The sequence below is a fragment of the Nocardia sp. NPDC004151 genome, from assembly GCF_042874235.1.
Lineage (GTDB): Bacteria > Actinomycetota > Actinomycetes > Mycobacteriales > Mycobacteriaceae > Nocardia.
The window spans coordinates 1-24237 of record NZ_JBIAMR010000014.1 but is presented as its reverse complement, the minus strand read 5'-3'; the positions used below and the strand labels follow the sequence as shown (position 1 = coordinate 24237).

24 protein-coding genes are annotated in these 24237 nt (G+C 69.6%); 14 read left to right on the top strand and 10 right to left on the bottom strand.

Annotated elements, in window-relative coordinates:
• Window positions 1-21: 21 nt before the first annotated feature.
• Window positions 22-1164 (bottom strand): hypothetical protein, encoded by a 1143-nt coding sequence (locus ACFYTS_RS27000; RefSeq protein WP_387308105.1) that lies wholly within the window; start codon window positions 1162-1164, stop codon window positions 22-24.
• Window positions 1164-2099 carry a metal-dependent hydrolase gene (locus tag ACFYTS_RS26995; RefSeq protein WP_387308103.1) on the bottom strand — a complete coding sequence of 312 codons (936 nt, stop codon included), beginning with the start codon at window positions 2097-2099 and terminating at the stop codon, window positions 1164-1166. Before ACFYTS_RS26995 ends, ACFYTS_RS27000 begins: the two co-directional genes overlap by 1 nt.
• 173 nt (window positions 2100-2272) lie before the next feature.
• Here ACFYTS_RS26995 and ACFYTS_RS26990 point away from each other — a divergent pair, with 173 nt between their 5' ends.
• From ACFYTS_RS26990 to ACFYTS_RS26970, 5 genes are all read left to right on the top strand, one after another.
• Window positions 2273-2887: a TetR/AcrR family transcriptional regulator gene (locus ACFYTS_RS26990; RefSeq protein WP_357278731.1), complete on the top strand. Its 615-nt coding sequence runs from the start codon at window positions 2273-2275 to the stop codon at window positions 2885-2887.
• Window positions 2888-2971: 84 nt separating this feature from the next.
• Window positions 2972-3319, top strand: coding sequence for a hypothetical protein (locus ACFYTS_RS26985; RefSeq protein ID WP_357278729.1), 348 nt, complete (start codon window positions 2972-2974; stop codon window positions 3317-3319).
• Between the two features lie 9 nt (window positions 3320-3328).
• A complete protein-coding gene (locus ACFYTS_RS26980; RefSeq protein ID WP_387308100.1) occupies window positions 3329-3685 on the top strand; it encodes a hypothetical protein in 357 nt (118 codons plus the stop codon).
• 159 nt (window positions 3686-3844) lie between these two features.
• Window positions 3845-4624, top strand: coding sequence for an MBL fold metallo-hydrolase (locus ACFYTS_RS26975; RefSeq protein WP_387308098.1), 780 nt, complete (start codon window positions 3845-3847; stop codon window positions 4622-4624).
• A gap of 124 nt (window positions 4625-4748) precedes the next feature.
• Window positions 4749-5873, top strand: coding sequence for an alpha/beta hydrolase family protein (locus ACFYTS_RS26970; RefSeq protein WP_357278723.1), 1125 nt, complete (start codon window positions 4749-4751; stop codon window positions 5871-5873).
• Between the two features lie 56 nt (window positions 5874-5929).
• Here ACFYTS_RS26970 and ACFYTS_RS26965 read toward each other — a convergent pair whose 3' ends face one another.
• Window positions 5930-6112, bottom strand: a complete 183-nt coding sequence (locus ACFYTS_RS26965; protein ID WP_387308096.1) for an esterase-like activity of phytase family protein — start codon at window positions 6110-6112, stop codon at window positions 5930-5932.
• Here ACFYTS_RS26965 and ACFYTS_RS26960 point away from each other — a divergent pair.
• Window positions 6105-6236 (top strand): hypothetical protein, encoded by a 132-nt coding sequence (locus ACFYTS_RS26960; protein ID WP_387308094.1) that lies wholly within the window; start codon window positions 6105-6107, stop codon window positions 6234-6236. The two genes, ACFYTS_RS26965 and ACFYTS_RS26960, sit on opposite strands and share 8 nt — an antisense overlap.
• A 230-nt stretch (window positions 6237-6466) precedes the next feature.
• Here ACFYTS_RS26960 and ACFYTS_RS26955 read toward each other — a convergent pair whose 3' ends face one another.
• From ACFYTS_RS26955 to ACFYTS_RS26945, 3 genes are read right to left on the bottom strand one after another with little or no spacing between them, the layout of a single operon-like run.
• Window positions 6467-7324 (bottom strand): aldo/keto reductase, encoded by an 858-nt coding sequence (locus tag ACFYTS_RS26955; protein WP_387308092.1) that lies wholly within the window; start codon window positions 7322-7324, stop codon window positions 6467-6469.
• 33 nt (window positions 7325-7357) lie between these two features.
• Window positions 7358-11050 carry an arabinosyltransferase domain-containing protein gene (locus tag ACFYTS_RS26950; protein ID WP_387308090.1) on the bottom strand — a complete coding sequence of 1231 codons (3693 nt, stop codon included), beginning with the start codon at window positions 11048-11050 and terminating at the stop codon, window positions 7358-7360.
• A gap of 60 nt (window positions 11051-11110) precedes the next feature.
• Window positions 11111-11278: a hypothetical protein gene (locus ACFYTS_RS26945; RefSeq protein ID WP_387308088.1), complete on the bottom strand. Its 168-nt coding sequence runs from the start codon at window positions 11276-11278 to the stop codon at window positions 11111-11113.
• A 57-nt stretch (window positions 11279-11335) separates the two neighbouring features.
• Between ACFYTS_RS26945 and ACFYTS_RS26940 the strand changes: the two genes are divergently transcribed.
• Window positions 11336-12376 carry a hypothetical protein gene (locus tag ACFYTS_RS26940; protein ID WP_387308086.1) on the top strand — a complete coding sequence of 347 codons (1041 nt, stop codon included), beginning with the start codon at window positions 11336-11338 and terminating at the stop codon, window positions 12374-12376.
• 28 nt (window positions 12377-12404) lie between these two features.
• Here the strand turns inward: ACFYTS_RS26940 and ACFYTS_RS26935 are convergent, their stop codons facing one another.
• On the bottom strand, window positions 12405-13418 hold the full coding sequence (locus ACFYTS_RS26935; protein WP_387308084.1) for an alpha/beta hydrolase: 1014 nt from the start codon (window positions 13416-13418) through the stop codon (window positions 12405-12407).
• A 39-nt stretch (window positions 13419-13457) separates the two neighbouring features.
• Window positions 13458-14249: an SAM-dependent methyltransferase gene (locus ACFYTS_RS26930; RefSeq protein WP_387308082.1), complete on the bottom strand. Its 792-nt coding sequence runs from the start codon at window positions 14247-14249 to the stop codon at window positions 13458-13460.
• Window positions 14250-14344: 95 nt separating this feature from the next.
• On the opposite strand from ACFYTS_RS26930, the gene hutH reads away from it, so the two are divergent.
• Genes hutH through hutI form a run of 4 tightly spaced genes read left to right on the top strand, consistent with a single transcriptional unit; the run spans window position 14345 to window position 20004 of the window.
• A complete protein-coding gene (hutH, locus tag ACFYTS_RS26925; RefSeq protein WP_387308080.1) occupies window positions 14345-15889 on the top strand; it encodes a histidine ammonia-lyase in 1545 nt (514 codons plus the stop codon).
• Window positions 15886-17535, top strand: coding sequence for a urocanate hydratase (hutU, locus tag ACFYTS_RS26920; RefSeq protein ID WP_387308078.1), 1650 nt, complete (start codon window positions 15886-15888; stop codon window positions 17533-17535). Before hutH ends, hutU begins: the two co-directional genes overlap by 4 nt.
• A 1-nt stretch (window position 17536) precedes the next feature.
• Complete coding sequence (locus ACFYTS_RS26915) at window positions 17537-18832, top strand: formimidoylglutamate deiminase (RefSeq protein WP_387308076.1); 1296 nt, start codon at window positions 17537-17539, stop codon at window positions 18830-18832.
• Window positions 18829-20004 (top strand): imidazolonepropionase, encoded by a 1176-nt coding sequence (hutI, locus tag ACFYTS_RS26910; RefSeq protein WP_387308387.1) that lies wholly within the window; start codon window positions 18829-18831, stop codon window positions 20002-20004. Before ACFYTS_RS26915 ends, hutI begins: the two co-directional genes overlap by 4 nt.
• Before the next feature lie 13 nt (window positions 20005-20017).
• Here the strand turns inward: hutI and ACFYTS_RS26905 are convergent, their stop codons facing one another.
• On the bottom strand, window positions 20018-20455 hold the full coding sequence (locus tag ACFYTS_RS26905) for a T6SS immunity protein Tdi1 domain-containing protein (RefSeq protein WP_357278701.1): 438 nt from the start codon (window positions 20453-20455) through the stop codon (window positions 20018-20020).
• 94 nt (window positions 20456-20549) lie between these two features.
• On the opposite strand from ACFYTS_RS26905, the gene ACFYTS_RS26900 reads away from it, so the two are divergent.
• From ACFYTS_RS26900 to ACFYTS_RS26890, 3 genes are all read left to right on the top strand, one after another.
• Entirely contained in the window at window positions 20550-21533 is a 984-nt protein-coding gene (locus ACFYTS_RS26900; RefSeq protein WP_357278699.1) for a cyclase family protein, read from the top strand.
• 30 nt (window positions 21534-21563) lie between these two features.
• Window positions 21564-22409, top strand: coding sequence for an AraC family transcriptional regulator (locus ACFYTS_RS26895; protein ID WP_357278697.1), 846 nt, complete (start codon window positions 21564-21566; stop codon window positions 22407-22409).
• 311 nt (window positions 22410-22720) lie between these two features.
• Entirely contained in the window at window positions 22721-23287 is a 567-nt protein-coding gene (locus ACFYTS_RS26890) for a YbhB/YbcL family Raf kinase inhibitor-like protein (RefSeq protein WP_387308073.1), read from the top strand.
• A gap of 62 nt (window positions 23288-23349) precedes the next feature.
• Here the strand turns inward: ACFYTS_RS26890 and ACFYTS_RS26885 are convergent, their stop codons facing one another.
• The gene (locus ACFYTS_RS26885) at window positions 23350-24138 is read right to left on the bottom strand and encodes a hypothetical protein (RefSeq protein ID WP_387308070.1); all 789 of its coding nucleotides are present in this window, start codon (window positions 24136-24138) and stop codon (window positions 23350-23352) included.
• Window positions 24139-24237: the final 99 nt, after the last annotated feature.

The window sequence follows — 24237 nt, the reverse complement described above, 5'->3', positions numbered from 1 at the left end:
GCACGGGTCCCGCTCGCCGGATCAGCTCCGCTCGGCGATCAGCGCGGGAGTCTCGTCCCCGGTTCGCGCCGCGCCGCGGAAGGAAACCGCCGCGACGGACAGGATCCCGACGGCGAAGCAGGCGAGGGTGTACCAGAGGTTGCCGATGGGGTCGCCGTTCTCGGTGACGCCGTTCTTCGCGTCGAAGAAGTCCGGGAGGGCCGTCGCCCACAGGACCGCGAAGACGACGAGGTACAGCGCGGCGTAGACGCGGACGAAGGCATTGTCGTAGCGCGGTTCGGTGTTGCCCGGCTGCCGCAGGCGCGACCACTGGCGATACATCAGCCAGACGGCCGCCACCGAGAGCACGATCAGTTCGAGCGCGTAGATGACGCCGCGCACGGTGGTGCTGCCCGCGCCGAGGACCGTGGCCGGAAGCGGGAGGATGAAGGTGCCCGCGGATGCCGCGAGGCCGATCACCAGTGTGCGCCACACCAATTGGAGACCGGTGAAATGCTCGCCGGCATCCACGCGGCGACCCACGAACCGGTACACGCAGAACGCCAGCGACATCGGCCACAGGGCGGCGAAGACCACCACGCTCGGCAGCGGCACCGAATCGAACATGGGCTGATTGAGCGGGTTGTCGGTGGTCCACTCCCACCAGCGCAGCTGCGGGCCGATCTGATCGAAGATCTCGTAGAACGCGTGGTGCACGAAACCGACGCAGGTCGCGCCCGCGAGCGCGCCGTAGCGGAAAACGCCCAGCATGCGCACGATCTCGTAGGCGATCGTGGCCATGAACGGGTAGATCGCCACGATGTAGAGCGGCAGGCGGCCCCACAGGAAGTCCACCGTGAACACATTGTGCGCGAACATCGTGTCCACGTGTCCCGAAATGCCGAACGCGGCGGGGAAGTACAACGGCGGCTCGATGACGAACAGGTACGCGGTCGCGCCGAACCACAGCACCAGATTGGTCGGGTCGCCGTGGCGGCGCAACCGGATGACGGCCCACACCAGCGCGAGGATCGAGCCCAGGATGATCGTCGCCTCCAGCACCGGCAGGGTCCAGTTCTCCAGTGCCAGAGGGCTTCTCAGCTCGAACAGCCCGCCGGCCTCCTCGCAGGAGAAACCGAGCGACTTCGCCAGCCCGGCGAAGGTGGGTGCGCAATGCTCGGCCATCAGTTCGCTCCCGCACCGGACGTCTCGGCGGTGTACCAGCGGGTCACGTCGTAGCCCTCCTGGTAGCGCTTGAACCACACATCGGCCAGAGCGGGCGTCTTCTCGTGCGCTGGATTGTGCTTGGGCAGCTGGCTGCGGATGACGCCGCGCAGCGCGGAGAGCTGCTCACCCAGCGGCAGATCGTCGAAGGCGCGCGGGCCCGGACCCGCGTAGGGCAGCGCGAGGCTGGGCACCACCTTGCTCAGCAGCTGCTGATAGCGGTAGGTCGCGAACATCGACATGGCGTCGATCTTCCGCTCCTCCAGCGGCACATGCTTGTTGAATCCGGCGCACGCGATCCGCACCATGCGCAGCACGTGCCGGAAGATCGACGGCGCCACCCGCATCCGGTACAGGTCGCTGCCCACCAGCGAATCGAAGATGATCAGCGCGGAACTGCGGTGCTCGACCTCCTCGACGAAATGCCAGATGAACAGCGACGCGACGCGGTCGTCGCCGGGCCGGAAGAGCGAGGACTCGTTGTCGAGCATCAGCTTGAACACCGAGGTGAAGGTGGCCTCCAGGTCGGCGGTGTAGGCCAGGCGATACTTCAGCGGCTTCTCGGCGGTGAGCTTGTCGAATTCGCCGACCACCTCGTCGAGGGTCTCCTGCAGGCCCGGGTAGGCGCGGATCAGGCCGCGCACGTGCTGGCGGTGCGCGGTCGAATGCTGGCCCTCCTGCCGCATGAAGGCGTCGGCTTCCTCGGCCACCTCGGGGTCGGTGAACTGCGGCTTCGCCTGGGTGATCATCTGCACGATCATCTTCTCGAAACCGATGGCCAGGAACGACACCGCGTTGGCCATGCTGGAGAAGGCCGGGTTCTCCGGATTCCAGAGGAACGGCACGTCGTGTTGTTCGAACGCGAAAGTCAGCTTCCGCACAATCAGGTCAGTCATATCGGGCGATTCCTCGTCTTCCGGAAGGGCTGGGGTCCGGTGGCCCGGTCGCGCGCTCCGATGCCGCTGTGAACATACAAACATACACAGCCACGTACAAGTGTATGATATGAAATCCCTGCTCAGCGGGATCACGCGCCGGATGCGACCCAGCCGGGTGTTACGGTCTGGCCATGGCACGCAGGCGCGGGTGGGGCGGGAGTCCGCCGGAGAACGACGAGGAGGCGGCGGCTCGAATCGTCGCCGCCGCAGTCGAATTGATCGCGCGCACGGGCGCGGAGATCAGCATCGCCGACGTCGCGGAATCCCTCGGCGTGATCCGTCAGACCGTGTACCGCTACTTCCCCAGCGCCGACGCCCTCATGCGGGCCTCCGCCATCGCCTCGGTCGCCGGCTTCCTGGATCGCCTCGAAGCGCAGGTCAGCGGCATGACCGATCCCGTCGAGGCGATGACCCATGGCATCGCCTACACCCTCGCCGAGGTCCGCCGCACCCCGCACCTGGGCCTGCTGCTGGCCGCCACCTCCTCCAACGCCGACCCCGCCGGGATCACCTCCGAGGAGGCGCAGGCGTTCGGCCTCACCATGATCAAGCGCTTCGATGTCGACTGGCGGCACTACGGCTACGACGACGAATCCCTGCCCGAACTCGTCGAATTCCTGCTCCGCACCATGCAGTCCTTCTTCATCTCCCCGGGCAACCCACCCCGCTCCGACGCCGAACTGCGTCGCTACCTGCGCCGCTGGATGGGGTCGGCCATCATCGCCCAGTCCACGGTCATGAATTAGGCGTGCCGCTCGGCGGTGATCGCCGGCGGGTGATCGTCAGCGCTGCTCGGGAGTGTTACCGTGCCCCCAAAGGAGGGCAGGGCTATGAAAAATGTTCTGGCACAGCTGGCGGGCGGGTTCAACGCGGGCATGGTGGCGCTGACCAAGCTTCCGGTCATCGGGCCGTTCGTGGGGCGCGGGCTGGTGGTCATCACCTACACCGGGCGGCGGTCGGGGAAGACGTTCTCCATTCCGGTCGGGTACATGCGGTCGGGCAAGGACATCGTCATCGGGGTCGCCATGCCGGAGAAGAAGACCTGGTGGCGGAACTTCCTGGGGGAGGGCGGGCCGATCTCGCTGCACCTGAACGGCGTGGATCGCAGCGGGCACGCGGTGACCGAGCGTGACAACGGGCGGGTCAGCGTGCGGGTGACGCTCGACGACGCGGTCTAGCCTGGAGGGGTGCCGGTGCTGCGCGTGACCGTGGAATTCGCCGATGGGGCGCATCGGTCACTGCGCGTGTGCTGGTCCTCGGACACGGACTCACCGCGCTTCGAGTCCGCGCGGGTATTCCTGGTCGCGGTCGAATCCCCCTCGCCCCGAACCTATCTGAGTCTGATCGATCGGCTGGATCGCGCTTCGGTCCAGCTGCCCGACGACCTGCCCGCGGGCACGTATGCGATCGAGGTCGACGCCTACGGCAGCGCGAGCTGGGGTGACGGGCGGCTGGACGCGCGCGGGCGCAGCCCGGAATTCACCCTCGACCCGGCCCGATCCTCCACCGGCCTTCGACGCCTTGATCCGCTCCACGATCAATAGCAGCACCGGACCGCCGAGAGAAACAGCCGTAGCGACCCACCCGGCGATGCTCCACGCCATATCCGATGTCATCGAGGACCCCCTTCTCTTCTTCGGAGGTTAGATCTCGCGAGTGATCTTCCGGTTTGCTCAACAAGAACTTTGGGGCACGATCGGGCGATGAAGGTTCACCACCTGAACTGCGGCACCATGCGGTTGCCGTTCGCGACGTACGTCTGTCATGTGCTGCTGATCGAGACCGCGGGCGGTCTGGTGCTGGTGGATTGCGGCTTCGGCATGGCGGATATCGCCGATCCGGCGGGGCGGCTGGGGCCGGCTCGGTTCATGAATCGTCCGATCCTGGATCCGGCGGAGACCGCGGTGCGTCAGCTCGCGGGCCTGGGGTACGCGCCCGAGGATGTCCGCCACATCGTCGCCACCCACCTCGACGGGGACCACATCGGCGGGATAGCCGACTTTCCGCACGCCACATTGCATGTCACCGCCGCGGAGGCGCTGGGTGCGATGCACGAGCCGAACTGGCAGGAGCGCAACCGCTTTCGCCCGGGGCTCTGGGCGCACGGGCCGAAGATCGTCGAGTACGCGCCGGAGGGGGAGAGCTGGCGGGGGTTGACCGCGCAGGAGCTGACCGAGATCAGCCCCGGAATCGTGTTGATCCCCATGCCCGGTCACACCCGAGGCCACGCGGCGGTCGCGGTCGACGCCGGTCACCGCTGGGTGCTGCACTGCGGCGACGCCTTCCTGCACCCGGGCCGCCTGGACGGGTCGCCGGTGCCGCGCATGCACGCGCTCGCCGAGAACCTCCTCGCCCACGACCGCGCGGTGATGCACGCCAATCAGGCGCGTCTGGCCGAGCTGTACCGGTCGAGCGGCCCGGATCTGCTGATGGTGTGCGCGCACGACCCCGGCATGCTGCGGGACGCGGTCGCCACCGCCTGAGCCGATCCCGGCTGGGCGGCAACGGTATTCGGGGCGACCCGCCCGAGCGCACCGGATATGCTGCCTGGCGGACCGCCGCGCCGGGAACAGGGCAGCGGGGAGGATCGAGGGGAGACAACAGGATATGCGGGGTGGATGGGCCAAACGGGGCCTGGTGGGAGCCGCGCTGGCGACCGTGGTGCCGTGGGCGGCGGTGGTGACGGCCGGACCGGTAGCGGCGGAGCCGAATCCCACGGCATTCGACTTCTTCGTCGACTCGGGCATGGGGTCGATCAAGACCCGGATCGTGCGGGCGGCGGACGGCAATACCGATCGGGTGGTGTACCTGCTCGACGGTGAACGCGCCCAGAACGACTACAACGGCTGGGAGCTGCACACCGAAATCCCGGCCGCACTGGCCAAATTCAATATCAATGTGGTGCTGCCGGTCGGCGGCGAGTCCAGCTTCTATCAGGACTGGGACGCCCCGAGCAGCTTCGGCGGCGTGAATCCGGACGCCGGGCTGTTCCCGAGCCGCGACTCCGGGTCGGCCATCGCGGGCTGGGACGAGAGCTCCGGCAAGTCCTACACCTATCAGTGGGAGACCTTCCTCACCCACGATCTGCGGGACGCGCTACGGGATCGCCTGGGATTCAGCGACTCTCGCAACGGCATCTTCGGACTGTCCAGTGGCGGCAGCGCGGCGCTGCTGATGGCCGCCTACCATCCGGACCAGTTCGTCTACGCCGGTTCGATGTCGGGCTATCTGTCCCTGGCGGCGCCCGGCATGCGGGAGGCGCTGCGTCTGGCGCTGCTCGCCGCGGGCGGCTACAACATCGATTCCATGGCGGCCGCGGGCAGCGCCAAATGGCAGCGCATGGACCCGTACGGCTTCGCGCCCAAGCTGATCGAGAACAACACGCGGCTCTACATCGCCGCGGGCAGCGGGACCCCGGCCCAACAGGACCTGTCCTCGGCGGACGCGATCATCCAGGGCATGCCCCTGGAAGGCATCGCCCTGGCCAACACCAAGGCGTTCCAGTCCCGCCTGCAGGCGCTCGGCTACGACAATGTCAGCTACGACTTCCCGAGCATCGGCGTCCACAACTGGGGCAACTGGGAGCAGGTCGCGACGCGCATGCTGCCGGACCTGGCTCAGCACATCGGCAAGCCGCTGCCCCCGGGGGCGCAGCCGGGCCCGCCGCCCGGGGACGGTCCGGGCGGTGCGCAGCCGCCGAACGGTCCCGCCGGCCCACCGCCGCAGAATTAGCGGGTCGTGACACCGAAGATCCGCTGCCGACCGGCAGCGGATCTTCTTTGCGCTGGTCAGCGGGCGTTGTCGACGGCCAGCAGGTGGAAGGCCGTCTTCCCGGCCTGGCCGAAGTTGTTGTCCGAGAACAGGATCAACGAGCGGCCACCGCCGGGCAGCTCCGGGCCCCAGGTCATGCCCTCGGCGCACTGGGGGTCGATGCCGTTGGCGGTGAAATCGAACAGCAGTCGCTTGGACATCGGCTTGGCCGACGCCGGTGGCCACCGGCAGCGCGCCGGGGGCGACCATGTCGACCGGGTAGATGTACTCGCCCAGGTCCGCGCCGATTGGGTGTCGTCCGACAGCGTCACCGAGTTGACCTAGCGAATGCCGATCGCGGTGTCCGCCCGGCCCGCCGCCGTCGAATCCAGTGGTAGCAGCGGTGCGGTGAGGCCCACGGTCACGGCGCAGGCGACAGTGCTCGGGCGTGCGAACTTCATTGGCGTGAAGGCCCTTTCGTTACGGGGAAGCGCTGCTTCCCGGTAAGCGTCCGAACCGTCACGCCGGTCGGCCAGAGATCGTCCCGCTCAGCGGATTCCGGCCGGGAATTTCGTCTAAACGTCCAATCCGTAGGTGAGGACGTCCGGGTCGGGGCCGATCCGGGTGCCCTGATCCAGGGCGGTGACGCGATGCATCTGGTCGGCCGTCAGCTCGAAACCGAAGACGTCGAAGTTCTCCCGGATGCGGGACGGCGTCACCGACTTCGGGATCACGACATTGCCCAGCTGCAGATGCCAGCGGATGATCACCTGCGCCGGGGTGCGGCCGGTCTCCTCCGCGATCTCCACCACGACCGGATCCTTCAGATCCGCGCCCCGCCCGAGCGGACTCCACGCCTCGGTCGTGATGCCGTTCTCGGCGTGGAAGGCGCGCAGGTCCGCCTGCCCCAGATGCGGATGCAGTTCGATCTGGTTCACCGCGGGGATCTCGCCGGTCTCGGCCATCACCCGGGACAGATGGTCGCGGGTGAAGTTCGAGACGCCGATCGAACCGACCCGGCCCTGCGACTTCAGCGTCTGGAAGGCTCGGAAGGTGTCGACGAACCGGTCCGCCTGGGCCACCGGCCAGTGGATGAGGTACAGGTCCAGGTAGTCCAGGCCGAGCCGGGACACGCTCTCGTCGAAGGCGCGCAGGGTCGAGTCGTAGCCCTGCTCGGAGTTCCACAACTTCGTGGTCACATAGATCTCGTCGCGCGGCACGCCGGACTCGCGGATCGCGCGGCCTACCTCGACCTCGTTGCCGTAGATCGCGGCCGTGTCGATACTGCGGTATCCCGCGCCGAGCGCGGCGCTCACGACGTCGAACGCCTCCGCGTCGGCGACCTGGAACACCCCGAAACCGAGCGTCGGAATCACATGTCCGTCGTTCAGGACGACCGACGGCACCGTGCTGCTCTCGCTGCGAAAGGTCATATCGACCGACTATAGGCTTCCCGCGCCGCCCGGCTACGGGGTCCGGGCCGGGTCGGCACGGATGGGGTCGTCCCCGGCCCAGCCCCAGCGGCTCTCCACCCGCACGGTGACCGGGGCGGCGGGGGTTTCGACGTACGGGGTGAGGCGCCGCAGTTCGCCCCAGTCACGGGTCCAGTCGTGGTCCAGGTAGGCGGGGACGGGCTCGGAACGCACCAGCAGATCCGACCAGCCGAGTGGGCCGCCGCCCGAATCGCCCTGCCAGGTGGTGGCGACCTGGGCATTGAGCTTGTCGGGCAGGATTCGCCAGGCCGGGAGCTGGGCGACGCCGTCGCGGTGGTCGAAGGGACGCTGGCACGGGAAGGCCAGGCCGACATGGAAGTCCGTCAGCACCGGGGCGTCGTGGCCGACCACCGCGTCCAGGGTGGCCAGGCGCGGCAGGCGTGGCGGTGTGACGGCCAGCCACTGCTTACCGGTGGGGTCGTCCGCGGTGGCTATCAGGCGAATGGCATTGGCGCCGACAGGGATTCGGTCCAAGGGGATGGGCAGGTTGCGCCATCCCGGTGCGCCGCCGACCGTGGGCGGGGTCAGCTCGCCGCGGGGCTGGAGGGCGCCGTCGTCGGCGCGATACGCGAACTCCACACGCAGGGCGGCTCCGTCGACCCGGTGGCCCTGCTGCTCGCCCGCGATGTGACCGGCGACGGTCAGGATCAGGGCCTTGAAACCCGAGTCCGGTTGCGCCGCATCCGGATCCAGGCGATACCACTGGGTCGTCAGGCGACTGGGCCGAGGGTGATCGGCGGTGTAGTTGCCCAGCACCGGTGTGCGTTCGGGATCCAGGCCGTAGGGCAGGGCGACGGTGCTGCCATTGATGCCGGGATCGGACTTGGGTTTGCCGGCCCGGCCGCCGCCGGGCGGGGGAGTGGACTGCTTCCCGCCGTTCCCGGTGCCACCGCCCGGACCGCCTTCGGGAGCGAGGTCGCCGACCCCGTTGGCGGTGAATCCGCTGTTTTCGGCGGCGAGTCCATCCGCCGGTGCGCCCGTGTAAGGCTGTAGGACCGAGTCGGCCGTCGCGGTCTCCACCAGGACGTCGTCGGCCATCGCGCACGGTTTGCCCTCCAGTGCGCGGATATTCGACAGCGCCACGGAGTACGCCGGATATTGCGACCAGGCGGCGGAAGCCATGGTCGCCACTTCGAAGGCCACGAGCGCGGCGGCGGCGATGGTCAGCGGTCGAACGGCGATTCTGTCGAAAGGCGCCGCAGCCCTGCTGTTTCCGGCCGATCGATAGGGTTCGCGCCAGTACTGCCAGGCGGCCACGGCCAGGCACAACGCACCCAGCCCGAAGATCAGCGACGCGACGCCGACGCCACCCGCCAGCGGTGCGCGATCGGGCCAGCGCACGCCGTAGCCGGAGACGTACCACCAGCCGTTGGAGCCGGTGAAGCTGAACGCCACCAGGAACAGGACCGCCGCCGCGAACGCGGTGCGCAAGTACGGTAGTCGAATGCCGTTGCCGCCCACCGCGACCGCGGTCACCGCGGCCAGCGCCCCCGCCAGACCGGCATAGACGCCGAAGTGGTGGGTCCATTTGGTCGGCGTGAAGGCCATGAGCAGCGGCGACATCACGGCGATGCCGAGCACCCGGGCCACCGGGCCACGCGCGGTGTCCGGAATCCGTCCGCCCTTGCGCAGCGCCACCGCCAGGCAGACGGCCAGGCACAGCAGCATGGCGAGCACGCCGAAGCGGCGGGCCAGGGATCCGTCCGGGGTCAGCGAGAGCAGTGAGATCCAGCGGGTCGGCTCATCGGGCCAGGAGAAGTCGGGGCCCACGAGCTTCCGCACCCGGGTGGCCTCGGCGACCGACGCCAGGGTCTGATCGGCGAAGACGACCGTCAGCACCAGGGTGCCCGCCGTGAGCACCGGGGCGATGCGCGCGAGATGTTCGAGCACCCCGCCGGATGCGGCCCGAACCTGGGCGGCCAGCACGAACAGCACCCGCCGCGAACCGGCGAACAGCGCTGCCAGGCAGATCAATCCGGACGGACCGGCCGCCAGGGAGAACGCCGCGATCAGGACCGCCACCGCGGCGGGCAGCAGGCGCCGCGTCGCGATGGCGCGCTCGATGGAACACCAGGTCAGGAGCGCGCCCAGGGCGATGAACGGTTCGGGACGCAGGCCGTTGTCGTACGGCAACCACACGGCGAGGAACACCAGTGCCGCCGTCCATCGCGGTCCCGCCGACCGCACCCGGGAACCCGAGCGCGGCAGCACTTCCCGGCTGATCACCCACCAGCACAGCACCCCGGCCAGCAGCGCGGGCAATCGCAGCCAGACGCTCGCGTCACTGATCCGGGTCATCTGGGCCAGCAATTCGTACGGCCACCCGAACGGTGCCTCGGCCACCCCGTACCAGCGGTAGTAGTTCGCGGTGTAGCCCGCGTGCTTCGACACCCGGGCCATGGTGAGGATGTAGCCGTCATCGGAGGTATTGGCCCCGATCACATGCCAGACGCCCAGCGTCGCGAGCACCACCGCGTCGGTGCCGGTGAACCGCCACCAGCGCGCGGGCAGGAACCGCCGTCCGCGCCGCCCGTCGGCGGCATCGAGGAAGTACAGGCAGACCAGCGCCACCAGCGTGCACAGTCCCGCGCCCGCCATGGCCGCCAGTTTCCACAGGCTCGGCCGTGACGAGAACCGCGCGTCCACCTCGGCGTGCAGCGTCGCATCGCCCAGCCGAGCCTGATCCAGATCGGTGTACACGCCCACGATCTGCGGCCGTACATCCTCGGCCACCATGGACCGGAACGGCTTACCTTCCGGGGTCCCGAGTCCGGTCAGCTCGGCGGTCGTCCCGCTCGCGGTCGAGTGCACGACCAGAGCGTCGCAACCATTGTGCGGCACGATATTCGGAGTCGAGCCGGCGCCGATGCCGGGTCCGGGCGCGGTGCTGCTTCCGGAACCGGCGGGCGGCAGCGGTGCGTCAGCGGCCGGTGTGGATCCGGCCGGGGGAGTGGTGCCCGCGGGCGGCGTCGGCCCGGTTGGGGGTGTGGGTCCGGCAGGCGGAGTCGCGCCTCCCGGTGGCGTCTGACCCGCTGGTGGCGTGGGGCCCGGCGGCGGCGTCGATCCGGCAGGCGGCGTGGCGCCCGCGGGCGGCGTCGGACCGTCGGATGGAATGGGGCCGGCGGGCGTCGTCCCGCCCTGGGGCAGTTTGGCGCCGGCGGGCGGAGCGCTGGTCGTGGATGGCGGGACCGCTGCCGGGGTCGAACCCGGTGCGGGCGGCACGGCTTGCGGCGTGACGCCCGAAGGCGTGGTGATCGCGGTCTCGGAAGCTGTTCCTACGCCCGTCATCTGGAACACCGACGCCGTGATCAGCGGCTTGTTGCGCAGCGTCACCGACAGGGTGCGCCCGCTGCCCGGCAGTTCCTCGATCCGCGCGATCAACCCCGTGGCGGACCCGCCCGGGGCCTGGGCCGGCACCGTCGACAGCACCGTGCCGCTGGGCAGCTCCCGCAGCGCCGCGCACGGCACCCGGAGATCGAGCGTGAGCGGCACATAGTCCACCAGTGGCGCGGTCAGCTGAACCGCCTGCGCCGGTTGCCAATCGATACTCGCCCGATCCTGCCGGACCGGCAGCAGCGGCACCAGCACCGCCAGCAGAACACCGAGCACCCCCGCCACGAGGGCGATCAGTCGAATGTGAAAACTTCCCCCGGAAACTGAACGCACGAACGCCGATGCTAGCCATCGCCTCCGCGAATCTCATCGCTGATTTCCGCGGCCGCCGTTTCAGCGGCCGGCGATCGACCGCATCCAGTCCAGGACCACGGCGTCGTAGCCGCCGGTATTCGGGGCCAGATTGACGGCGTGGCCGCTGTCGGGCACCACGTGGGTGCGCAGTCGCGCGGCGGGCGAGAAGGTCTCTGTGGTGGCCTCGGGCGAATGCCGATACTCCACACCAAGATCCGCGACCTTCCCATCGGGAAACGCGATCGAAGATCTACGATGCACGGTATGGGCGCGCGAAATGTGCACTTCGTCGGGAGCTTTCCGGCCGAGAGCACCGGCGATGCGATGCGGGCGATGCTGGACGGTGCGGGCTCGCGGCTACGCACCCTGCCCACCGGGGAGACCCGCCGCTACGAGTGGTACATCCAGCCCATCATCGACGACCTGGTCGCCCAGGGTGCGCTGGAGGTGAAGAGGAGCGGCACCTGGCTGTCCAGTCACGAACGCACCATCCACCGTGCGGCCCGGGACGTCGAGCTGACCGGCGACACGATGGAACTGGGGTACCTGGCCGAGGCCGAGGAGGCGCTGCCGATCTTCCGTGCCCTGCGCGCGGAACGGGATCTGCCCGAACTGTCGCTGCAGATCGGGATGCCCACCGCCTTCACCCTGGCGTTCATCGCCGTGGGCCGGTGCGGGGTGCGCAAGCATCGGAAAGCATTCCAGGATGCCAGTATTCGCGATATCGAGGCCATTCGCGCGCTGGCCGATGGCGACGTGGTCGTGCAGTTCGAGGCGACCGCCGAGATGGTGCTGATGGCCACGACCCAACCCCTGCACCGGCAGGTGGACGCGGCGGTCGGCCTGGGCCGCGGCATCGCCGAGATGGCCGCGGCGACACCGCCGGGGACCCGCATCGGCGTCCATTTGTGCCTGGGCAGCATGAACAACAAAGCGCGGACCACCTTGCGGGACACCAGACCGCTGGTGGCATTGGCGAATTCCATTGCCCGGCAGTGGCCGTCGGGAAGAACACTGGAATTCATCCACGGCCCGCTGGCGGCCGGAGACATCCCGCCGTCCGTGGCTCCCGCCTTCTACGCGCCTCTCGCGGGCCTGGACCTGCCTGCCGGCACCCGCTTCTACGCCGGGCTGGTCCACGAAAGCCCGACCGAGGCAGAGCAAATCGAGACGCTGCGCATTGTCGAGAACGCGCTGGGTCGTCCGGTCGACGGGGTGGCCAGTGCGTGTGGCCTGGGCCGCCGACCGCGCCCGATCGCCGATGCTCTGGTCGCCCGCGCCGACTTCCTCACCGCCGCAGGCTGATTCGGCATCAGCCCACGCTGATTCGGCCTCAGCCGACGACCGACTTCATCCAATCGACGACGACCGCGTGATAGTCGCGGGTGTTCGGGGCCAGGTTGATGGCGTGACCACTGTCGGGCAGCACGTAGGCGCGCAACTTCGCGGCCGGTGGGAAGTAGGGACTCTCGGCGGCCTGGAGGGTGGCGCTGTCGGCGCAGACACTGAAGCCCGGACCGCACACCATGCGGTCGCGGCTCCCGTCCACCAACAGCACCGGGGCGGTCATCAGACTGGACTCGCCGGGCAGGGTGGCGAGCAGGCCGTCGGGATACTCGGTGAGGGAGAAGGTCTCCTTGGTGGCCTCGTCGAGGGCGACCACTTGCGGATCGGGGTTCAGACCGTGGAAGTCGGCGGCGCGGGCCCCGGGGCGGGTGACCAGATACGTGGAATCGTAACCGTGCCCGGCGAATCCGGGATCCTCCGCGGCCGGATAGTAGCTGCTGATCACCCCTAGCACGTCGGGGACGCTGAGCGTGTGCGAGTAGCCGGTGAGCACGACGCCGTCCACGTCGTGATAGCCGATGGCCTCCATGACCGAGGTACTGGAGGTGAGCGAGTGCCCGACCGTGACCACCTTGGCGAAGGGGGCATTGCCCGCGAGTCCGGCCCGCAGGGACTGCACCATGACGTGCAGGGCGTCGGCGGTGGCGGTGGCCGTCAGCGAGAGGCTGGGCGGTCGGGTGCTCGCGCCGTTGCCGAGCCGGTCGGCCACCAGTGTCGCGTATCCGGCCTTGTTCATGGCCTGGCGGAAGTTGTAGGTCTCCGACTGGTACGGGAAGTCCCAGTAGACGTGGTTGTAGTTGGAGCCAGACATCAAGACCATGACCGCGTCGGCGGGACCGTCGGGCCGGCACAGTGTCCCCGCCAGCGTGCCCTGCGACACCGGGAAGCTGACGTCCTGGCACCGGCCGGCTGTCGAGTCGTCGGCCTGGGCGACGCCCGGGGTGAAGCACAACAGCGTCGCGGCGGCGCTCACGGCCAGCGCCCGGAACTTGGTGTGCACGTGGGTAATTCCCTTCCGGCGATCGGGATGGGCTGCGGCTCAGTTCTTCCGGCCGATACCGCAGAGGACGACGAGACTGGTCGGGCCCGGGTCGACCGCGAGCCACTCGTTGGCGGGGACCAGACCCGGGGGCAGCATCTCCAAGCCGTCGAAGAACTCCCGCACCCGTTCCGGCGGGCGGAAGTCGGGCTGGGCGGGGCTGTTCGCGGCATTGGTGGCGGCGGTGTTCTTGAAGAACGGATGGGTATTGGTGGAGGCGTGCTGGATGGCGAGCAGGCTGCCCGGGGTCATGGCCTCGCGCAGGCGGGCCACCGCTTCGAACGGCTTCTCGTCGTCCATGACGAAATGCAGGACGCCGACGATGAGGAAGGCGACCGGCTGCGAGAAGTCGATTCCGCCCTCGATACGCGCTAATTCGAGAATTTTGTCCGGTTCGCGAATATCGGCGAGGATCGGCGTCACGCCCGGCGCACCGGTCAGCAAGGCATTGCTGTGGGCGAAGACCACGGGATCGAAGTCGATGGACGCCACGATCGAGGTCGGCTCGACCTCCTGCGCCACCTCGTGCACATTCGGCGAGATCGGAATGCCCGCGCCGATATCCACGAACTGGCGGATACCCGCGTCGGCGGCCAGCTCGACGGCATGCAGCAGGAAACGCCGGCTGTGCCAGGCGGTCACCCGGGTATCGGGCGCGACTTCGAGCATCCGATCGCCGTATTCGCGATCGGCGTCGTAATTGTCCTTGCCGCCGAGCATGTAGTTGTACACCCGAGCAGGGTTGGGCCGGAACGGGTCCACGCCAATCGGTGCTCGATTGTTCTCAGACACCGCACCTCCCTCGAGATCCACGCCGATGGTAACAATCGGCGGCGCGCGCCAGAGGGAAACGCGCAGCTTACCCGCAAGCCGCCAGAATGGTGCCCATGACGCGAATCGGAACCGAGCGGGTACCGGTGGGAGCGGGGCCCCTGACGCGGGCGGCGGTGGTGGCGGTAGCCCGCCGCCACGCGTGGGTGGACGTCGACGCGCGGGCACTGGCGGACCTGGAACGCCGGCGCCGCGACATCGACGAGCTGGCGCACAGCGACCGGCCCGTCTACGGGGTGTCCACCGGATTCGGGGCGCTGGCCCTGCGGCACATTCCGGCGGATCGGCGAACCGACTTGCAGCGCTCACTGATTCGCTCGCACGCCGCGGGGGCCGGAGCGCCCGTCGAACCCGAGGTGGTGCGCGCCATGATGCTGCTGCGGCTGCGCACCTTGTTGTCCGGGCACACCGGCGTCCGGCCCGAGACCGCCCGCGCCCTGGCCGCGCTCCTGGACAGCGGACTGATTCCGGTGGTGCCGGAATACGGTTCGCTGGGCTGCTCGGGCGATCTGGCCCCGCTGGCCGCGGTCGCGCTGGCGCTCATGGGGGAGGGCTCGGTGCTCGGCCCCGACGGCGCGCGACCCATCGCGCCCGCGCTGGCCGAGCACGGACTGACCCCGATCATATTGGCGGAGAAGGAAGGTCTGGCCCTCACCAACGGCACCGAAGGCATGCTCGGCATGCTGGTGCTGGCCATCGAGGACCTGCACCGGCTCTTCGACCTGGCCGACCTCACCGCCGCCATGAGCGTGGAGGCGCTGCTCGGCACCGACCGCGTCTTCGCCGCCGACCTCCAGGCGCTGCGCCCGCATCCGGGGCAGGCGGTCTCGGCCGAGCGCATGCGGACGGCGCTGGCCGGATCGGAGATCGTGGCCAGCCATCGCGGCGAGGACTGCCCGCGCGTCCAGGACGCCTATTCGCTGCGGTGCGCACCGCAGGTGCACGGCGCGGCCCGCGACACCCTCACCCACGCCGAGACCGTCGCCGAACGCGAATTGGCCTCCGCCATCGACAATCCCGTGGTGCTGGCCGACGGCCGGGTGGAGTCCAACGGCAACTTCCACGGGGCGCCGGTGGGCTATGTGCTCGACTTCCTGGCCATCGCCGTCGCCGACGTGGCCGGGATCGCCGAACGGCGCACCGACCGGATGCTCGACGTACACCGCTCGCACGGGCTGCCCGCGTTCCTGGCGGCCGACCCGGGTGTCGACTCCGGGTACATGATCGTGCAGTACACGCAGGCCGGGGTGGTGTCGGAGCTGAAGCGATGCGCGGTCCCGGCGTCCGTGGACTCCATACCCTCCAGCGCCATGCAGGAGGACCACGTGTCCATGGGGTGGTCGGCGGCCCGCAAACTGCGCCGTGCCGTGGACGGACTGACGACCGTGCTGACCATCGAACTGCTCACCGCCGCACGGGCCTTGGACTTCCGCATGCCGCTGCGGCCCGCCCCGGTGACCGGTGCCCTGCGGGACCTCGTCCGCACGCGGGTCCCCGGACCCGGACCCGATCGCCATCTCGCACCCGATATCGCCGCCGTCACCGACCTCCTGCATTCAGGGGCGATGGACCACTTCCTCGGGCAAGGGGTTTCGTCATGACCAGAACGGTTCGCGCCGCACGCGGCAGCGCCCTCACCGCCCGCACCTGGCAGACCGAGGCCGCCTGGCGGATGCTGCACAACAACCTCGATCCCGACGTGGCCGAACGGCCCGGCGACCTGGTCGTCTACGGCGGGACCGGCAAAGCCGCCCGCGACTGGCGCTGCTTCGACGCCATCGCCCGCACCCTCGTCGACCTGCGCGCCGACGAGACGCTGCTGGTGCAGTCCGGCAAGCCGGTCGGCGTGCTGCGCACCCATGACTGGGCGCCCCGGGTCCTGATCGCCAACTCGAATCTGGTGCCGGACTGGGCGAACTGGCCGGAATTCCGGCGGCTGGAGGCGGCTGGGCTGACCATGTACGGGCAGATGACCGCAGGATCCTGGATCTACATCGGCACCCAGGGCATCCTGCAGGGCACCTACGAGACCTTCGCGGCGGTGGCGGCCAAGCGCTTCGGCGGCACCCTCGCCGGAACCCTCACCCTGACCGCCGGTCTGGGCGGCATGGGCGGGGCGCAACCGCTGGCCGTCACCATGAACGGCGGCGTGGCGCTGTGCGTCGAATGCGATCCGCGCCATGCCCGGCGGCGGGTCGAGACCCGCTACCTCGACGAGATCGCCGACGACATCGATGACGCCCTGACCCGGGTGCTCGCCGCCAAGGCCGCACGGCGGCCACTGTCGGTGGGGCTCATCGGCAATGCCGCCGACGTACTGCCGGAACTGCTGCGCCGGGAGGTCCCGGTGGACATCGTCACCGACCAGACCTCCGCCCACGATCCGCTGACGTACCTGCCGATCGGCGTCGCCGTCGAGGACTGGGACGACTACGCGCGCCGCAAACCCGACGAATTCACCCGCCGCGCACGGGAATCCATGGCCATCCATGTGGGGGCGATGGTCGGGTTCCTGGACCGGGGCGCGGAGGTCTTCGACTACGGCAACTCGATTCGCGGCGAGGCGAAACTGGCCGGGTACGAGCGGGCCTTCGACTTCCCCGGCTTCGTGCCCGCCTATATCCGCCCGCTGTTCTGCGAGGGCAAGGGACCGTTCCGGTGGGTCGCGCTCTCCGGCGACCCGGCCGATATCGCCGCCACCGATCGGGCCGTCCTCGACCTGTTCCCGGAACAGGAATCCCTGGCCCGCTGGATCCGGCTGGCCCGCGACCGGGTCGCCTTCCAGGGCCTGCCCGCCCGCATCTGCTGGCTCGGCTACGGCGAACGGCAGGCCGCCGGACTGCGCTTCAACGAACTGGTCGCGGACGGGACGGTCAGCGCGCCGCTGGTGATCGGGCGCGACCACCTCGACTGCGGGTCGGTCGCCTCGCCGTACCGCGAAACCGAGGGCATGGCCGACGGTTCCGACGCCATCGCCGACTGGCCGCTGCTCAACGCCCTCGTCAATACGGCCTCCGGGGCGAGCTGGGTGTCCATCCACCACGGCGGCGGGGTCGGCATGGGGCGCTCCATCCACGCCGGACAGGTGACCGTCGCGGACGGGACGCCGCTGGCCGCGCGGAAGCTCGACCGGGTGCTCACCAATGACCCGGCCACGGGGGTGTTCCGGCACGTCGACGCCGGATACCCGGAGGCCGATGCCGTCGCGCGGGCGAAGGGCCTCCGAATTCCGATGGGGGAGGAGTGAATTGACCACCTACTGGTGTGAACACGCGTGGCTGCCGTCAGGGGTGGCGGAGCGGGTGCGCATCGATGTCGCCGAGGGCGTCATCGTGGCGGTGGCCAGCGGTGAACAGCCCTGCGGGACCCGGCTGCCCGGCATGGTGGTGCCGGGGTTCGCCAACGCGCACTCACACGCCTTCCATCGGGCGCTGCGCGGACGGGCGCAGTCCGGTCGGGGCACCTTCTGGACCTGGCGGGACCGCATGTACGCGGTCGCCGCACGCCTGGAACCGGACTCCTATTACCGGCTGGCGCGCGCGGTGTACGCCGAGATGGTGCTCGCGGGTTACACCAGCGTCGCGGAGTTCCACTACCTGCATCACGCGGCCCACGGGCAGCGGTACGCCGACTCCAACGAGTTCTCGCACGCGCTGGTCGCGGCGGCCACCGATGCCGGGATCCGGCTGACGCTGCTCGACGTGTGTTATCTGGCAGGGGGTTTCGGTCAGCTGACGACCGGAGCGCAGCAGCGGTTCGACGACGGCGATGCGGAGGCGTGGGCGCAGCGGCTCGAATCCTTCTCCCCGGCACGGGGATTGGTTCAGGTCGGGGCGGCGATCCACTCGGTGCGGGCCGTTCCCGCGGATCAGCTGCCCACCGTGGTACGCGGCGCGGGGGACCGGCCCCTGCACGTCCACCTGTCCGAGCAGCCGCGGGAGAACGAGGAATGCCTCGCCGTCCACGGCTGCACGCCCACCGAACTGCTGGCGGCCGCCGGGGCGCTCGGCTCGCGCACTGTCGCCGTGCACGCCACCCACCTGACGCCCGGGGATATCACCGCCCTCGGGGAGTGCTGGGCGTGCCTGTGCCCCGGTACGGAAGCCGATCTCGGCGACGGCATCGGGCCCGCCCGGGCGCTGGCCGATGGCGGGGCGCGGCTGGCACTCGGCAGTGACGGGCAGTCGGTCATCGACCCCTGGTTCGAGGCGCGGGCCCTGGAAATGCACGAACGGCTCCGCAGCGGCGTGCGGGGACGATTCGGGGCGGGCGAACTGCTGTCCGCCGCCACCGCACACGCGGCCTCGGGGTGGACCGGCCCGGGCGTGATCGCCCCCGGCCGCGATGCCGACCTGGTGTGCGTGGACACGGCGTCGCCGCGCACCGCGGGCGTGACCGGGGACGGAATCCTGTTCGCGGCCACGGCATCCGACGTCACCGATGTCATGGTCGCGGGCCGCTGGGTGGTCCGCGATCGCGTCCACGGCACCCTCGGCGATGTCGCCGCGGCCCTCGACACCGAGATCGGAGCACTATGGCGATGAACCCGGCGGCCACGGTCATCACCGGCATCGGCGAACTCACCACCAATACGGCGGAGTACGGCGTCCTGCGCGACGCGGCCCTGGTGATCGAGTACGACCTCGTGCGCTGGATCGGCCCCACCGCGTCGGCTCCGGCTGCCGATCGTCACGTGGACGCCGGAGGCCGGGCCGTACTGCCCGGCTGGGTGGACAGCCACACCCACCTGGTGTTCGCGGGGGATCGCACGGCCGAATTCGGGGCCCGGATGAGCGGAATCCCCTACTCCGCGGGCGGTATTCGCACCACGGTCGACGCCACCCGAGCGGTGAGCGATGCCGCCCTGGCCGCGAACCTGCGCCGGTTGCGGGCCGAAGCCCTGCGGCAGGGCACCACCTACCTGGAGACCAAGACCGGTTACGGGCTGACCGTCGCCGACGAACAGCGCTGCGCCATGGTGGCCGCCGACATCGCGGACGAGGTCACGTTCCTGGGCGCGCACGTGGTCCCGCCCGAACTGTCCGCCGACGAGTACCTCGACCTGGTCTGCGGACCCATGCTCGACGCGGTCACGCCGTATGTCCGCTGGACCGACGTCTTCTGTGAGACAGGCGCTTTCGACGCCGATCAGTCGGCCCGGGTGCTGACGGCGGGCCGCGCACGCGGCCTCGGTCTTCGCGTCCACGGCAATCAACTGGGCCCCGGGCCGGGTGTCCGGCTGGCCGTCGAGCACGGCGCGGCCAGTGTCGACCACTGCACCCACCTGACCGACGCCGATATCGACGCGCTGGCCGATTCCACCACCGTCGCCACCCTGCTGCCGGCCTGCGACCTCTCCACTCGCCAGCCGCTCGCCCCCGCTCGCCGCCTGCTGGACGCCAGCGCCCGCATCGCGCTCGCCACGAACGCCAACCCCGGCAGTTCCTATACGACCTCCATGGCCTACTGCGTGGCCACCGCGGTCCTGCAGATGAATCTGACTGTCGCCGAGGCGATCCGGGCCGCGACCGCGGGCGGTGCCGAGGCGCTCGCCCACGATCTGTCGGCGCCCGGCGCGGTGGGAGTGCTGCGCCCGGACTCCGCGGCCGACCTCCACATGCTCGACGCCCCGTCCGCCATCCACCTCGCGTACCGCCCCGGTGTCCCGCTGACCCGGTCGGTCTGGCAGCGCGGCGAACAGGTGTGGCCCGGCTAGCCGGAGAGTTCGCTCACGAATCCTGTTCGTGCGCCTGCGCCACCAGATCGAAGAACACCCAGACGCCGCCCTTCTGATAGGCGTCCGGCGTCTCGGAACCGCCGAGGAACGGGTACGGGGTGGCGATGTAGACCTCGCCGTCGTCGAGCGGGCCGAGGCGTCGGCGGATCTCGGCGACGTGACCCGGCTGCAGCACATAGGTGACGACGCTCGGATCGAACAGGACCCGGCTGACGAAATCGGTGACCTCGGTGAAGACGCCGTAATCCTTCACGCCGGGACTGTACGGATCGAAGATGCCGTACTCGCCGGTGCGGGTGCTCATCAGGAACGCGTGCCCCAGATCCGAGTAGCCGACCACCGTGTCGTACGGCGGGTACTGCTCGGCCCACGCCGGCATCACCCGGTCCATACGCAGGTCGCCGATGAGGCGGAAGGGAACGCTGGTCACCGCGCCCATCCAACCAGACCGGCCGGGACTCTCACTCGACAGGTTCCGCCGCACCAGGTAGATATCGAGCGACCGATCGACATGGAGGTGCCCGGTGACCGAGGAATGGCGCAAAGCCGCTGACCGCGTGCGGAACTGGGGCCGTTGGGGCGACGACGACCAGCTCGGGGCGCTGAATCACCTCACGCCGGACCGCATCGCCTACGCCGCCACCCGGGCGCTGCGAGGGCGCACCATCCAGCTCGGCATCCCCATCGACGCCTACGGCCCGCAGGGTTCCAGCGGCTACCGGCGCAACCCCATCCACCTGATGTCCCTCGACGGCGGCGACGCCGAGCTCGCGGGCTACCTCGAAGGCTGGGGCGGACCCACCGAAGCCCAGGTCGCCGGACTGTACGGGCACGGCCCGATGCGCTTCAACGACGACTACCTGATGATGCCGCTGCAATCGTCCACGCAATGGGACGCCATCTCGCACGTGTACTACGACGGACTGCTCTACAACGGGTACCCGGCCGGTTCGGTCACCAGCTTCGGTGCGACGAAACTGGGCATCGAGCGGATCGCCGAGGGCGGCGGCGTGGTCGGCCGCGGCGTCCTGCTGGACGTGGCCCGGCACCGGAACGTGGACCGGCTCGAACCGGCCGCCGTCATCAGCCCGCAGGAGCTGGCCGCGGTCGCCGAGGCCCAGGATGTCGAGCTGCGGCCCGGCGACATCCTGGTGGTGCGCACCGGCTGGTGGACCCGCTTCCTCGAAACCCGCAGGCACGGCGAATGGTTCGCGGGCAGCCCCGGCCTGAGCTGGCGGTGCGCGGAGTGGTTCCACGAACACGACATCGCGGCCGTCGCCGCCGACAACCCGGCCGTCGAGGTGATCCGGCCCGAGGACGGGGTCATGATGCCGCTGCACATGATCGCGCTGCGGGACATGGGCATGCCGCTCGGCGAGATCTGGGATCTCGAAGCGCTGTCCCATGATTGCGCCGAGGACGGCGTCTACGACTTCCTGCTCTGCGCGCCCGCATTGCGAATTCCCGGCGCGGTGGGGACCCCGATCAGCCCGATCGCCATCAAATAGGATCGGTGGCCGGTAGATTCGGCAACGCTCATGGTCGAAAGCGGAAAACCCAGCCGAACACCGCGGTACGCGCCGAGGGCCGGTGCCCCCACCGGCCTCGAACTGCTGGACTTCGACCGGCTCCGCGGCATGTCCGTCGCCCTGGGCCGGGAGACCATTCGCGGCGATTTCCACGTGCTGGCCCGGTGCACCGCGGGCAGCGGGCGGCTCACCGTCGACTTCGCGGCACACGAGCTCACCGCCGACACCATCGCCTGGATTCATCCCGGCTGGACGCACCGCTGGGACGACATCGCCGACCTGAAGGGCGATCTCGTGCTGGTGCGCTCCGACCTGGTTCCGGCCGCGGTGCTCGGACGGCTGCCGTCCACACCTCCGATCGTGGCCGCGAATGCCCTGACCGACAGCGCCTTCGATCACCTGGCCGGGGAATACGCCGCCGATCCGCCCGACGCCGCCATCCTCGGGCACCTGCTCGGCGCGGTCACCCTGCGGCTGTCGGCGGCTCTGCCGGCGCCGCCGGAATCCACCGACCTCTTCGGCCGGTTCGCGCGCCTGGTCGAACGCTGTCACGCCGACACCCGCGAAGTGTCCTGGTACGCGGCGCAACTCGGCTACTCGCCGCGCACCCTCTCACGCGCCGTGCAAGCCGCCACCGGGGTCACCGCCAAGCAGTACGTGAACGCGCGCGTCACCCTGGAGGCGAAACGCTTGCTCGCGCGGAGTTCCGCCACCACTGCCGACTGCGCCCGTCACCTCGGCTTCGACGACCCGGCCAACTTCACCAAGTTCTTCCGTGCCCACACCGCGACCACCCCCACCGGGTTCCGGCTCGAACTCGGTGAGCAGGGCGCGACCCCGGCGTCCCCTGGGTGACGCCGGGGTGAACCGCCGCGGCCGTCAGGCCGGAGGCGCGGGCTGCCAGCAGCCCAACGGCGGTCCGGGCGGGTCGGCCACCGCGGTGCCGACCGTCAACCCCGTTGCTCCGACTGCGAGCACGGCGGTTGCGGTAAATCGCCTGATTCTCATCGCTTCTTCTTCCGCGCTGGTAGAAGTGCATTTCGAATTCAATTAGGCAACCTGGTCGCTGACTCATAGGTACCAGAAGATAAGACCCGTCAGTTCGTTTCCGGACTATTGTGATCGCTGGGCAATGGGGGCGTGACGGGCCGAGCTAGGAGAAGACGATGGCGGTCATCGGGAGGATACTCCGGAATCGGCGCGCGACGGCCGCGGAGCTGGCCTGGGGCCGGGCGAATCTGGCCGCGGGCGACGTCTTCGAGGTGACGAGCACGGACTTCGCGCACGAGGCGCGGCTGGACATCCGGCACACCATGAGAAGAGTCGGAGGGCAGGATCTTTCGCCCGCGCTGGCCTGGTCGGGACTACCGGCCGGACATGCCGGGCTGCTGGTGGTCGTCGAGGACCAGGACGCGCCGTTCGGCGGGCCGTTCGTGCACGCGCTCGCGCTGATCGAACCGGGAATCGGCGAATTAGCGACGGGTGCACTGGGTTCCGGCTCCGACACCGAGGGTGTCCGGCTGCTGCGGTCGAGCTGGGGCAGGGGATACCTGGGGCCCGCGCCGATTCCCGGGCACGGGCCGCACCGCTACGTCTTCCAGGTGTTCGCGCTGGCCGAGTCGATCACCCTGCCCGGCGGCCGGGCGCTCGACGCCGCCACACCGCACCGGGTGCTCGACGCCGCGCGGGCCTGCGGGCGCGGACGGATCGACGGGTTCTACGAACGTTCCTGACACAGCACGAGAGCCGCGGGCGGCAAGGCCTGCGGCTCTGGGGAATTCGATCCGGTCGTTCATCATCCGGCGGCGTTGACGGGCAGCGACAGCACCACCTCCTGTTCGTTCTCCGGCAGGTAGTGGACGCCCACGATGCGGCCGACCTGGACCAGCGAGACCGCCGTCGGGGGCAGGAACTTCTCGGTGCGGGTCTCGAAGGTGGTGCCGTCCGGGCGGGTGATCACCAGGACCAGGTCCAGGCGGGTGTAGCCGTCACGGATCTCGCCGGGCACCGACAGCGACCGGACCACCGCCTGCGCCGCGGTGCCGCGCCGGGCGATATCGAGCTTGGCGGGCGTGGTGAAACCCTTGCGAATCATGGCCGCGTTCATGGCGTCCTGGGCCGCCGAGGTGTCGCCGGACAGGTCCACCTCCACCTTGTCCAGGTTGTCGGGCAGGTAGCGGACCGGCAGCACTACGCCCGGCCGCAGCAGGGCCAGCTGGGTGAGCGGCACGATCAGCTTGGCGTGCGAGGCGAACACCTTGCCGTCGGCGCCCTCGACCCGGAAGTCGATGCGCACCTGCGGCTGCTCGTTGAGGTACACGCCGGTCTGGCGGACGCTCTCGACGGTGCCCAGACCGACCAGGCCGTCGCGGAACTGGGAGCTGTTGGTGCCGGTGAAGGCCGACATGATGCCGTCACCGGTGAAGGCGAAGACGATCGGGATGATGGTCAGGGCGATGATCGGCAGGGCCATCTGCGGGCCCACCCAGCCGAAGACGTCGTCGGCGGTGAGGCCGTGCCACAGGTAGTAGCCGATGGCCAGGACGCCGAGAGCGAGGACGCTGTAACGGATTTGGTTCTTCATGTGTTTCCTTAAGATTTAGGCGGTCCAGGAGGACCGGGTGTGGCTGATGGGTTTCTGCCCTCGAGGGCTCCAGGAGAATGGCCGCCTGGTCCTCCGGGA